General features: G+C 65.1%; 12 protein-coding genes. 8 read left to right on the top strand and 4 right to left on the bottom strand.

All coding sequences use genetic code 11. The features are described from left to right. Positions 1 to 241: 241 nt before the first annotated feature. The gene (locus E4L98_RS02815; protein WP_135200052.1) at positions 242 to 469 is read right to left on the bottom strand and encodes a hypothetical protein; all 228 of its coding nucleotides are present in this window, start codon (positions 467 to 469) and stop codon (positions 242 to 244) included. Positions 470 to 673: 204 nt separating this feature from the next. Between E4L98_RS02815 and E4L98_RS02810 the strand changes: the two genes are divergently transcribed. The 4 genes from E4L98_RS02810 to E4L98_RS02800 all read left to right on the top strand — a co-directional run bounded on the left by E4L98_RS02810 (position 674) and on the right by E4L98_RS02800 (position 4,988). Beyond that, positions 674 to 1,480: a response regulator gene (locus tag E4L98_RS02810; RefSeq protein ID WP_135200051.1), complete on the top strand. Its 807-nt coding sequence runs from the start codon at positions 674 to 676 to the stop codon at positions 1,478 to 1,480. Between the two features lie 136 nt (positions 1,481 to 1,616). After that, on the top strand, positions 1,617 to 3,437 hold the full coding sequence (locus tag E4L98_RS02805) for an ATP-binding protein (RefSeq protein ID WP_229257210.1): 1,821 nt from the start codon (positions 1,617 to 1,619) through the stop codon (positions 3,435 to 3,437). Further along, entirely contained in the window at positions 3,404 to 3,772 is a 369-nt protein-coding gene (locus E4L98_RS30490) for a response regulator (RefSeq protein ID WP_229257209.1), read from the top strand. Before E4L98_RS02805 ends, E4L98_RS30490 begins: the two co-directional genes overlap by 34 nt. A 238-nt stretch (positions 3,773 to 4,010) precedes the next feature. Further along, on the top strand, positions 4,011 to 4,988 hold the full coding sequence (locus E4L98_RS02800) for a GGDEF domain-containing response regulator (protein ID WP_135200050.1): 978 nt from the start codon (positions 4,011 to 4,013) through the stop codon (positions 4,986 to 4,988). Positions 4,989 to 5,080: 92 nt separating this feature from the next. Here the strand turns inward: E4L98_RS02800 and E4L98_RS02795 are convergent, their stop codons facing one another. After that, complete coding sequence (locus E4L98_RS02795) at positions 5,081 to 5,497, bottom strand: hypothetical protein (protein WP_135200049.1); 417 nt, start codon at positions 5,495 to 5,497, stop codon at positions 5,081 to 5,083. A gap of 206 nt (positions 5,498 to 5,703) precedes the next feature. On the opposite strand from E4L98_RS02795, the gene E4L98_RS02790 reads away from it, so the two are divergent. Together E4L98_RS02790 and E4L98_RS02785 are read left to right on the top strand one after the other, a co-directional pair. Beyond that, a complete protein-coding gene (locus tag E4L98_RS02790) occupies positions 5,704 to 7,323 on the top strand; it encodes a response regulator (protein ID WP_135200048.1) in 1,620 nt (539 codons plus the stop codon). Positions 7,324 to 7,396: 73 nt separating this feature from the next. Next, the gene (locus E4L98_RS02785; RefSeq protein WP_135200047.1) at positions 7,397 to 8,107 is read left to right on the top strand and encodes a sensor histidine kinase; all 711 of its coding nucleotides are present in this window, start codon (positions 7,397 to 7,399) and stop codon (positions 8,105 to 8,107) included. A gap of 15 nt (positions 8,108 to 8,122) precedes the next feature. Here E4L98_RS02785 and E4L98_RS02780 read toward each other — a convergent pair whose 3' ends face one another. Beyond that, on the bottom strand, positions 8,123 to 9,418 hold the full coding sequence (locus tag E4L98_RS02780) for an NAD(P)/FAD-dependent oxidoreductase (RefSeq protein ID WP_135200046.1): 1,296 nt from the start codon (positions 9,416 to 9,418) through the stop codon (positions 8,123 to 8,125). A 24-nt stretch (positions 9,419 to 9,442) separates the two neighbouring features. Next, positions 9,443 to 9,898 (bottom strand): hypothetical protein, encoded by a 456-nt coding sequence (locus E4L98_RS02775; protein WP_135200045.1) that lies wholly within the window; start codon positions 9,896 to 9,898, stop codon positions 9,443 to 9,445. Positions 9,899 to 10,036: 138 nt separating this feature from the next. Here E4L98_RS02775 and E4L98_RS02770 point away from each other — a divergent pair, with 138 nt between their 5' ends. Next, the gene (locus E4L98_RS02770) at positions 10,037 to 10,471 is read left to right on the top strand and encodes a MarR family winged helix-turn-helix transcriptional regulator (RefSeq protein WP_135200044.1); all 435 of its coding nucleotides are present in this window, start codon (positions 10,037 to 10,039) and stop codon (positions 10,469 to 10,471) included. After that, the gene (locus E4L98_RS02765; RefSeq protein WP_135200043.1) at positions 10,468 to 12,006 is read left to right on the top strand and encodes an MDR family MFS transporter; all 1,539 of its coding nucleotides are present in this window, start codon (positions 10,468 to 10,470) and stop codon (positions 12,004 to 12,006) included. Before E4L98_RS02770 ends, E4L98_RS02765 begins: the two co-directional genes overlap by 4 nt. The last annotated feature ends 23 nt before the right edge of the window (positions 12,007 to 12,029 follow it).

The following is a 12,029-nucleotide window of genomic DNA, read 5'->3' as shown; positions in this document are numbered from 1 at the left end:
ACCCACGACCCCTTGGTTCGTAGCCAAGTACTCTATCCAGCTGAGCTACAGCCGCAACGTGCAAGCATTATAAAGCATTAATTTCGTTTTGCAAAGTTGGGTATTTTCTACCGTTTAGTTGGTTCGGCACACGAAATACCGAACTAACGACTATACAAAACGGCTTTATCGCCGCCTTTCAAACAGCGCGCCGTTCGAAAGAAGCAGCATTATAGGGAGTCTCTACGCTCTTGTCCAGAACTTAGACACCGAACTCGGCTGCCGCCTTTGCCGACCACAGCGCTTCGTTATAAGAGGGATAGGGAATGCCATAGCAATCGATGTGGCCACCCTCGCCGACAAATTTGATCCACCAGCCGGCGCTGTCAGCGATGATTGCGATATCGCCCTCGCCGCAGTGGCTGGCGATCTCCTCGTTGCTTTCCAAAACCACGATATTTACCTTGCGGTGTTTCACTACAGTTGCCATCACGGCCTCCCTTCATTCATGCCAGTTATCGCGCACATTACGAATAAGAATTTGCATTTGATTGCGCATTGCAGCATCATTAAACCGTCTCCTCTATTCTCCTCCAAGGAAATAGATTTAGCCCGCTCCTGTAGCGGGCTTTTTTTTTACCGTGTACGATGCGCTAAGCTTTGCCTTTTCATAAGACCGATCAGACCGCACCGCATGAACAACCCTCCCGCCGTATTTCCTCCCGCCCCCGACTGGTCGCGTACCGCCCTGGGGGATTCCGCCCGCTGGCCCGACACCCTGCGGCTGACGGTCGACTTGCTGCTCAATTCACCGCAAGCCATGTTGCTGATGTGGGGCCCCGAGCGCATCATGGTATACAACGAAGCCTACGCCGAACTGGTCGGTCCGCCCAGCCTGCGCGCGCCGGGCGGCAGCGTCCCGGCCATGCAGCCGGCGCCCTGGAGCTGGAACGCCGCCGCGCTGGCCGCCGCGCGCGAGGGCAGCGTCAGCTACCGCAGCGCCAACCTGACCGTCTGGCACAACGGCCAGTTGGGCCAGCAACCGTTCGATCTGTATTACACGCCGGTGCGCGTAGCCGGCGAAACGGCCGGCATCATGTGCACCGTGGCGCCGGCGCGCCTGGCCAGCCTGGCCGACACCGACGCCCCGCTGCGCCTGCTGGTGGTGGAAGACAACGCCGACGCCCGCTACCTGGTGTGCGAAACCCTGCGCGCGCTCGGCCACGACGTCGAAGCGGTGGCCAGCGCCGAGGAAGCCGTGCCGTTGCTGTCCGCCCGGCCATTCGACGTGCTGTTCACCGACGTCAGCCTGCCCGGCATGTCGGGCGTCGACCTGGCGCGGCTGGCGCTGCAACATTCCCCCGGTCTGTCGCTGCTGTTCGCCTCCGGCTACGGCGACGAGCTGACCCGACACCTGGAATTCCCCGCGCAATCGTTGCAAAAACCCTACGATATCGAGCAACTGCAGGCTGTACTGGAACAGATCGCAGCCGCGCGCTGATGCCGCTGCCAACCGTGCGATGCGGGCACGAGGCTTGGCGCTAAAATCGGTTTTATTGTTCAACGTTCAGCGTTAGTCTGGCGCCCGCCTGTCCTGTTTCTTCAGGCCAATGGTCGTGGCCGGCCGCAAGTAACAGATGATAGTTCCGAATGACCCCATAGCCCCCGCCTCGCCGACCACCGCCGCGCACGAGGAACTGCTACGCGCGCAGGAGACGCTGCGCCAGAGCCAGCTGGAATTGCGCGCGCTCGCCAACTCGATGCCGCAACTGGCCTGGATCGCCGAACAGGACGGCGCCATGGTCTGGTACAACCAGCGCTGGTACGACTACACCGGCACCACGCCCGAGCAGATGGCCGGCGCCGACTGGAAGTGCGCCTATGCGCCCGAGTGCGTGGGCGCCGTCGAAAGCCATTGGGAACAGTCGCGCCGCAGCGGCACGCCATTCGAACTGGAGGTGCCGATCCGCAGCGCCGGCGGCGAGTTCCGCTGGTTCCTGGTGCGCGCCAATCCCGTCCACGACAGCGACGGCAGTGTGCTGCGCTGGTTCGGCACCTGCACCGACGTTGACCAGGTCAAGCGCGCACAGGAGGCGCTGCGCGACGAGACCGCCGTGCTGGAATTGCTGAACCGCACTGGCGCCATGCTGGCCTCGCAGCGCGACCTGCAGCCGCTGCTGCAGGAAGTGACCGACGCCGCCACCGGCATCAGCGGCGCGCGCTTCGGCGCCTTCTTCTACCACAGCACCGACGCGGCCGGCGAAGCGCTGGTGCTGCACACGCTGTCCAGCGGGGCGCCGCCAGAGTTTGCGCAACTGGGGCAACCGCGCGCCACCGCCCTGTTCGAACCCAGCATGCGCGGCGACGGCACCGTCCGCAGCGACGACCTGCTGCAGGACGCGCGCTACGCCTGCAACGCACCGCACCGCGGCGTGCCGCCCGGCCATCCGGCGGTGCGCAGCTACCTGGCGGCGCCGGTGGCGCTGCGCTCGGGCACGGTGATCGGCTGCATCATGCTGGGCCACCCGGAACCGGGCATGTTCAGCGAGCGCACCGAACGCATCATCGGCGGCATCGCCGCCCAGGCCGCCGTCGCGATCGACAACGCGCGGCTGTACGAAGCAGCCCAGCAGGCCGCCGCCGAACGCAAGGTACTGCTCGACAGCGAACGCCAGGCGCGCGCCGAGGCCGAATACAACAGCCAGCTCAAGGATGAATTCCTGGCCACCCTGTCGCACGAACTGCGCACCCCGCTGACCGCCATCCTCGGCTGGGCGCAGGTGCTGCGCCGCGGCAGCCGCAATCCGGCCGACCTCGAGCGGGCGCTGCAGATCATCGAGCGCAACGCCCGCGCCCAGGCGCAACTGATCGAAGACTTGCTGGACATGAGCAGCATCGCCTCCGGCAAGGTGCGGCTGGAAATGCAGCCGCTGTCGCCGGCCGCGGTGGCCGCCGCCGCGATCGAGAGCGTGCGCCCGGCCGCCGAGGCCAAGCAGATCCGCATCGACAAGCGCTTTGCCACCGCCCCCGGGCTGGTGGCCGGCGACGCCAACCGCCTGCAGCAGATCCTGTGGAATCTGCTCAGCAACGCGCTGAAATTCACACCGCGCGGCGGCGCGGTCGAAGTCGGCATCGAGCGCGCCGACGACCAGATCGAGATCAGCGTGCGCGACACCGGCATCGGCATCGCGCCCGGCTTCGTCGAGCACGTGTTCGAGCGCTTCCGCCAGGCCGACGCCACCACCACCCGCCAGCACGGCGGCCTGGGCCTGGGGCTGGCCATCGTCAAACACCTGGTGGAACAGCACGGCGGCACCATCAGCGTGGCCAGCGCCGGCGAGGGCCAGGGCGCCTGCTTCACGCTGCGCCGGCGCCGGCGACGCGCCATGCGGCGGCGCACGATCTGTCCGGCCTGCAAGTGCTGGTGGTGGATGACGAAGACGATGCGCGCGAACTGATCAAGCGCATTCTCAACGATTGCAATGCCGAGGTGCTGACCGCGGCCACCGCCACCGAGGCGCTGAACCTGTTGCAGCATGAGCGGCCCGACCTGCTGGTCAGCGACCTCGGCATGCCGGAGGTGGACGGCTACGGCCTGCTGGACCGCATCCGCGCGCTGGGACCGTCGCGCGGCGGCGACTTGCCGGCCATCGCCCTGACCGCGTTCGCGCGCTCGGAGGACCGCATCAAGGCCTTGTCCAGCGGCTTTCTGGCGCACATCGCCAAACCGGTGGAACCGGGCGAGCTGATCGCCAAGGTGGCGGCCATGGGCGCCGCGGCGCGCCATGTTTGAGGAGATGACATCCCGACCACAAACATGAATAACTTTCCATGTGGCAATATTTCCACTCCTACTTAACGACGCGGCGATGTCCTACAAGCAATTCATAAATCTCTTGCTACACTGTGAAACGTCGTAAAAAGGCGTAGAATAATTTCCATGTGGAAATTTATTGCTTGTGTGCGTCGCATCATGCACGCTTTCCGCTATTATCGAATTACTAAAAGCACGAAAGAGACTGAGAACGATCATGCCGAGCCCAGACGAAATCCTCAACGCCAAAATCCTGGTGGTGGATGACAGCGCAGACAACGTCGACCTGATGTTGGAGATCTTGCGCGAGGCCGGCTACACCGACGTCTCTTCGACCATGTTGCCCGAGCAGGTCTGCCCGCTGCACCGTCAGCATTGCTACGACCTGATTCTGCTGGACCTGCAAATGCCCGGCCTGAACGGCTTCCAGGTCATGAAGGGACTGAAGGAAATCGAACAGGGCGGCTACCTGCCGGTGCTGGCGCTGACCGCCCAGCCCAGCTTCAAGATCGCCGCGCTGGAAGCCGGCGCGCGCGACTTCATCAGCAAGCCGTTCGACCTGATGGAAGTCCACAAGCGCATCCACAACATGCTGGAAGTGCGCCTGCTGTACAAGGAACTGGCGACCTACAGCCGCAAGCAGCAGGAACTGGCGCTGCACGACCCGCTGACCGGGCTGCCCAACCGCCGCCTGCTGGAAGACCGCATCGCCACCGTGTTGCAGCACGCCACGCGCCAGCAAAACAAGGCGGCCGTGATGTACCTCGACCTGGACGGCTTCAAGGCCATCAACGACACCCACGGCCATGCCTACGGCGACGAAATCCTCAAGCAGGTGGCGCAGCGCCTGGTCGGCTGCTCGCGCAAGGAAGACACCGTGGCGCGCGTGGGCGGCGACGAATTCGTCATCGTCATGGGCGACATCGCCACCATCAACGACACGCAGGAACCGGCCAACAAGCTGATCGAGGCGGTGTCGCAGCCGTACGAGGTCAACGGCCTGACGCTGAAACTGTCGACCAGCATCGGCATCGGCATCTTCCCGGACGACGCCGACGAAGTGGCGCAACTGATCGCCATTGCCGACGGCGCCCTGTACGAAGCCAAGCGCGGCGGCAAGAACCGCTACTGCACCGCGCAGCTGATGGCGCAGCCGCCGGCGCACCACCACAGCCTGTCCGCCACGCCGGCGTAATCCGGGGTCAGTTCTGCCAATCGCACACGGGCTCTACCGTAAGCGCTGCTTACGGTAGAGCCCGTGTGCGATTGGCAGAACTGACCCCGGATTTAATGCGCGGCTTCTTCCTGCAAGCCTTTTTCGGTGCACTGCTCGACCTTGGTCGCGTGCTGGTGGTCGTCGTGGGCGTTGACCACTTCCGGCGGCACTTCGATGCGCGTGATGCCGGCATCCACCGACACCGGATCGCTGGCCGGGAAGGTCATTTCGACGCCGCTGTCCAGCAGCGCTTCCTTGGCCTGCTCGGCCGGGGTCTCCTGCTCCAGCTCGGCCAGGGTGGCGATCGCCACCGCCCATTTGACGAACTCGAGGTTGGCCAGGTCGCGCACCGTGTACACGCCGAAGGCCTGCGCCAGCGCCCTGGCGTCTTTTTCGCTGAGGCCGCGCAGGGCGCTGGTCGGCGCGTCGGCCAACGCACGGAAGCTATGGCCCAGATATTCTTTGTCCACGACAGTATCGATGTTCATGATGAAGTCCTTTCAGTAGTCACTCGCCCCCACTGTGACAGCGCGCCGCCGCGCGGTCTGTGCGCAAGCGAACCTTGTTCTCGCGCTCGCCCGATTGACCGCCCATTTTTGACATTCATTTATGCAATTGCTATGATCGCCCGGTACTTCTCTGGCAGCTGTCAGGCCGCGAAGAATTCGCCGAGTCCGCATAGTGCAGAGATCCCGTGCCCAAACTAGATAAACCGAAAATCCTGGTCGTCAACGACGATGCCAACAGCCTGTTTGCTCTGACCAGTTTGCTCGCCCAGTGGGCCGAGCAGGAGTCCTATGAGGTGCTGGCCGCCCGCTCGGGGCAGGACGCGCTGCGCCAGGTGCTGATGCACGATTTCGCCGTGATCCTGCTGGACGTGAACATGCCCGGCATGGACGGCTTCGAGACCGCGGCCGCGATCCACGCGCGCGCGCGCTCGGCCGACATCCCGATCATCTTCATCACCGCCTTCCTCGCCGACGAACTGGACCGCCTGAAGGCTTACCAGCATGGCGCCGTCGATTTCCTGTTCACGCCGGTCATCCCGCAAATCCTGTACGCCAAGATTTCCGTGTTCGTGGCGCTGGCGATGAAAAACGAGGAACTGAAGACGCAGGCGCGCCAGCTGAGCCAGCAAACCGCCGAACTCACCGCCAGCAACCAGCGCCTGATGCGCGAGATCGAGGAGCGCAAGTCGGCCGAACGGCAGAACCACGCCAAGGATGAATTCCTGGCCATGCTGGGCCACGAGCTGCGCAATCCGCTCAGTGCGATCGCCAGCGCCGCCTCGCTGATCGGCCTGCCCGGCGTGTCGCTGGACGGCGTGCAGCGCGCCAAGAAAATCATCCAGCGCCAGAGCCAGCACCTGGGCCGCATCGTCGACGACCTGCTCGACCTGTCGCGCGCGATGTCGGGCAAGATCCTGCTCAACCGCGTGCCGCTGAACCTGGCCGCGCTGGTCGGCCAGACGCTGGACACCTACCGCGCGACCGGCCGCAGCACCGATTACGAGATGGTGCAGGACCTCGATGCCGGCTGGGTCGCCGGCGACAGCACGCGCCTGGAACAAATCGCCAGCAACCTGCTCGACAACGCGCTCAAGTACACGCCGTCCGGCGGCCGCATCGAAATCCGCACCTGGACCGAGAACGACGACGTGGTGCTCAGCATCCGCGACAATGGCGTCGGCATGTCGGCCGAACTGCTGCCGCACGTGTTCGACGTGTTCGTGCAGGGCAGCAGCACGCTGGACCGCTCGCAGGGCGGGCTCGGCATCGGGCTGTCGCTGGTGCGCCGCCTGGCCGAGCTGCACGGCGGCAGTGTCGACGCCGACAGCAAGGGCGCCGAGCGCGGCAGCACGTTTACGCTGCGTCTGCCGCGCATCGAGCACACGGTCGAGCCGGCGCCGGCGCCGGCGCCGAAAGTCGAGCACGGCAAACCGCGCCTGCTGCTGATCGAAGACAATGACGACGGCCGCGAAATGATGGCGATGATGCTGGGCGGTTATGGTTACGACGTCGAAACCGCGGCCGACGGCCTGCTCGGGCTGAGCGCGGCCGCCCGCTATCAGCCCGACCTGGCGCTGGTCGACATCGGCCTGCCCGGCATCGACGGCTACGAGGTGGCGCGCCGCCTGCGCGCCGACGCGGCCACGCGCGACATCAAGCTGATCGCCCTCACCGGCTACGGCCTGGCGGAAGACCTGCGGCGCGTGATGGATGCCGGCTTCGACCGCCACCTGGTCAAGCCGGTCGACATCGAACAGTTGATGGATGCGATCGACAACTGCGCGAGAGTACCAGTGAAACCGTAGCCGTGCGCCATCATTTGTGACGCTGCGGTATGATCAGGTCACACCGTTGTCCGTCCGACCTAAAGAGAAAAATATGTCCGTACCGGCTGCCCAAGAACAACCCGACCCGCTGCAGGACGCCGCCCTGCGCAACGCCGACCTGAGCGACCTGCTCGGCCATGTGCACACCTGCTGGGACAACGAGCGGCGCTCGCTGTCGCGCCAGTTGCACGATTCGCTGGGCTCGTCGCTGACGGCGCTGACCATGCACCTGGGTCTGCTGATGCAAAAACTGCCGCCCGACCAGGCGCTGCAGGACCGCGCCGGCCACATGAAAAAACTGCTGGCGCAGATCGTCGAAACCAATCGCCAGATGCAGCTCAAGCTGTGGAACGACAAGCTGGAATTCCTCGGCGTGCGGGTGGCCCTGGACGAGCTGGTCACGCAGTTCGGCCAGCAGCACCAGATCGCCACGCGCTGCAGCCTGCCGGAAGAAGAACTGGACTGCCCGCGCAGCCACGGCATCGTGCTGCTGCACACGCTCGAAGAGGCGCTGCGCAACATCATCGCCCACGCCCAGGCCAGCGAGGTGGAGGTGATCGTCGACGACAACGAGGATGAGGTGATGCTGACGGTAAAGGACAACGGCGTCGGCCTCAGCGGCCCGGTGTCGGCCGGCAAGTTCGGCCTGCGCATGGCGCGCGAGCGCGCCGCCTACCTGGGCGGCACCCTGACGCTGGCGGCCGGTGCCGAACACGGCGTCACCCTGACCATGATCCTGCCCAAGCCGGCCACGCCGGCGTGAAGCCTGGTCAGCCTGTCAATGCAGCTTGACCAGGGGCGTGGTGCGCTTGATCAGGAAGCGCGCCAGCGCCAGCACCGCGGTGCGCACCGTGCCCAGCACCGCCTGATGGTGCATCAGGTGCAGGCTGACGTACATCAGCCGCGCCACCAGGCCCTCGACGAACCAGCTTAATCCCTTGAGCGAGCCCATCAGGCTCCCGACCGACGTGGTCTGGCCGAACGACACCAGCGAACCGTAGTCGCGGTAGGTGTAGGGCTTGCCTTGCGGCGGCTTGCCTTGCTGCTGGCGCAGGAAGGTCTGCAGCAGATAATCGGCCTGCTGGTGCGCGGCCTGGGCGCGCGGCGGCACCAGCTTGCCGTCCGGTCCGGCGCAGGCGGCGCAGTCGCCCAACGCGTAAATGTAATCGAAACCTTTGACGGCCAGCCGGTCGTCGACGTCCAGTTGGCCGGATCTGGTGGTCGGCAGGCCCAGCGTCTTGAGAAAATCGGGCGCCTTGATGCCGGCCGCCCACACCACCAGCTGCGCCGGATACACGGTTGCGCCGGCCGTGACGCCGCGGGCATCGATGGCGGTGACGCGGGTGGCGGTCACCACCTTGACGGCGCGCTGCTCCAGCAGCTTGAGCGCGGCGCGGGACACCTTTTCCGGCAACGGCGCCAGGATGCGCGGCGCGCCTTCCAGCAAGGTGATGCGCACGTCGCGGTTGGCCTGCAGCTGGCGGAAGCCGTAGGTGGCGTACACGCCGCTGGCCTCGCGCAATTCGGCCGCCAGCTCGACGCCGGTGGCGCCGCCGCCGATGATCACCACGTCGACGCTGCCATCCTGTTGCGCGCCCATCTTCAGCTCGGCCTGGGTCAGCAGCTTGAGCAGGGTCAGGCGGAACTGTTCGGCATCCTCGGTGGCGTTCAGCGAAATCGTGTGCTCGGCCGCGCCGGGCACGCCGAAATAATTCGAGGTGCTGCCGACCGCGATCACCAGCTGTTCAAAGCCGATCTGGCGTTCCGGCAGCACCTGTTCCTGGTGGTCGTCGCGGATGGCGCCCACCGTCAGCGTACGCTGGCGCGGGTCGAGCGCCAGCATGGGACCGTAGACAAAGGTGAAGCCGTTGTCGTGCGCCAGCATCTGGTACGACAAGCCTTCCTGGTGCACGTCCAGCGTGCCGGCCGCCACCTCGTGCAGCGACGGCTTCCAGATATGGAACAGCCGGCTGTCCACCAGCATCACCGCCTGCGGGCCGAGCTTGCGGCCCAGCTTGCAGGCCAGTTCCAGGCCGCCCGCGCCGCCGCCGACGATCACATGTTTGCTGTGCAAAGTTCCTCCGTTGTCCCGCTTGCGTCAATCGCGGCCGTGGCCCTGCCCGTGGCCGCGCCCATGCTCGCCATGATGGCCATGATGGTCATGGTGGTCATGGCGTTCCTCGCGGTAGCCTTCAAAACGGCCGTGGTCGCCATGACGTTCGTGGTAGCGCGGCACATACTCATTGTGGTACCACCGGTCCTGCACGAACAACACTCGCTGATTGCAGGCATGGTAGGCATGGCAATGCTTGCCCCAGTTGCGCGCATGGCCGGGCGGCACACGCAAATAGATGGGCGCCGTTTCCACATAACGCACCGGCCGCTCCACCAGCACGGGCTGCTGGTAGATCACGGGCGGCGGCGGGTAGCCGCCAATATCCAGGCGGCCATAAAAGCCAGGCTGGCCGACGCTGATGGAAACGCCCACATCGGCGGCGAAGGCGGAGACGGAACACAGGGCCAGCACGCTGGCGGCGAGAATCTTGACGTTCATGATGATGATAAGCGATACGAGCGAACTTGCTCACCTTGCATGATAGCCGGGCCGGCAAGCGCTGTCCGTGCGCTGGCGAACACAAGTTACCTGTGCTAAACTAATAGTTCGAAACCTAACGATTAGCCGTAAAATCATATGCCCTCTATAGAAGAACGCTTTTCGGCGGCCCTGCACGGCACGGCACGCACCTGGCGGCTGGCCATCGATCGCCGCCTCAAGCATCTGGGACTGAGCCAGGCCAGCTGGATGGCCATCGCCCACGTCGCCAAGGAAAAGGAAGCGCCATCGCAGACCCGGCTGGCCACCCTGGCCGGCGTCGAAGATCCCACCATGGTGTCCACCGTTGACCGCCTGGTCAAGGCCGGCTACATGGTGCGCACGCCCTCGCCCACCGACCGCCGCGTCAAACTGCTGAGCCTGACCCCGGCCGGCCAGGCAATCTATGACACGGTCTGGAAGGAAGCCGACGCGCTGCGCCGCGAACTGCTGGGCAAGGTCGATGCGGCCATGCTGCGCAACGTCACCGAATTCCTGGAAACCATCCAGGCCAACATCGATTCGCTGTCATGAGCACCGCAGCCGTTCCCGCCGCGCTTCCCGACGACGGCCTCAACCGCCGCATGATCACCATTTCGATCATGCTGGCCACCATCATCCAGGCGCTGGACGGCACCATCGCCAACGTCGCCCTGCCGCACATGCAGGGCAGCCTGTCGGCCTCGCAGGACCAGATCACCTGGGTGCTGACCTCGTTCATCGTGGCGGCCGCGATCGCCACGCCGCTGACCGGCTGGCTGTGCGACCGTTACGGCCAAAAGAACATCTTTCTGTCCTCGGTAGCCGGCTTCACGCTCGCCTCGGCGCTGTGCGGACTGGCGGCCACCCTGAGCCAGATCGTCATCGCGCGCATGCTGCAGGGGGTGTTCGGCGCGGCGCTGGTGCCGCTGTCGCAGGCCACCCTGCTCGACATCAACCCGCGCGAAAAGCACGGCTCGGCCATGGCCGTGTGGGGCATGGGCGTGATGATCGGCCCGATCCTGGGACCGACGCTGGGCGGCTACCTGACCGACAGCTTCAACTGGCGCTGGGTGTTCTTCATCAACCTGCCGATCGGCGCGGTGGCGTTTTACGGCATCTGGCGCTACATCCGCAAGCTGCCGGCACCGCGCAAGATGCGCTTCGACGCTTTCGGCTTCGCCACCCTCAGCCTGTCGATCGGCGCGCTGCAAATGCTGCTCGACCGCGGTGAACAGAACGACTGGTTCGGCGCCACCGAAACCTGGATCGAAGCCGTGGTGCTGGCGCTGAGCTTCGCCTATTTCGTCGCCCACACCGCCACGCGGCCGGCCGGCAAGTCCTTCTTCGATTACCGCTTGCTGAAGAACGCCAACTACGTCAGCGGCCTGCTGTTCATCTTCGTGGTCGGCCTGGTGCTGTTCGCCACGCGCGCGCTGACGCCGACCATGCTGCAGGGGCTGATGGGCTACCCGGCCAAGATCGCCGGCCTGGTGACCGCGCCGTCCGGCATCGGCACCATGATCGCCATGATGTTGGTCGGCCGCCTGGTCGGCAAATTCGATCTGCGCGTGCTGCTGGGCACCGGCTTCCTGATCACCGCGTTCTCGCTGTGGCAGATGACCCGCTACACGCTGGTGCTGTCGCAGAGCGACATCGTCTGGCCAGGGGTGATCCAGGGCCTGGGGCTGGGACTGGTGTTCGTGCCGCTGAGCGCCGCCACCTTCGCCACCCTGTCGCCCGAGATGCGCGCCGACGGCACCGCCATCTACAGCCTGATGCGCAATATCGGCAGCTCGATCGGCATCGCGCTGGTGCAGACGCTGTTGGCGCGCAACACGCAAATCATGCACGCCAACCTGGCCGAGAAGATCACTGTCGCCAACCCGGCCCTGCTCGACAACCTGGCGACGCCGGAAGCGGCGGCGGCGCTGAACAACGAACTGACCCGCCAGGCCGCGATGATTGCTTACGTCGACGACTTCTGGCTGATGATGATTTTGACCCTGTGCGTGATCCCGCTGCTGCTGTTGATACGGCCGGCCGCGAAAACCGCGCCGGTGGCGGTCGACCACGCCGCCATGGAATGAGAATGAGGAATATGGAACCCAAA

Source organism: Duganella callida (assembly GCF_004614165.1).
Lineage (GTDB): Bacteria > Pseudomonadota > Gammaproteobacteria > Burkholderiales > Burkholderiaceae_D > Rugamonas > Rugamonas callida.
This window is presented reverse-complemented; position numbering and strand designations above follow the sequence as displayed.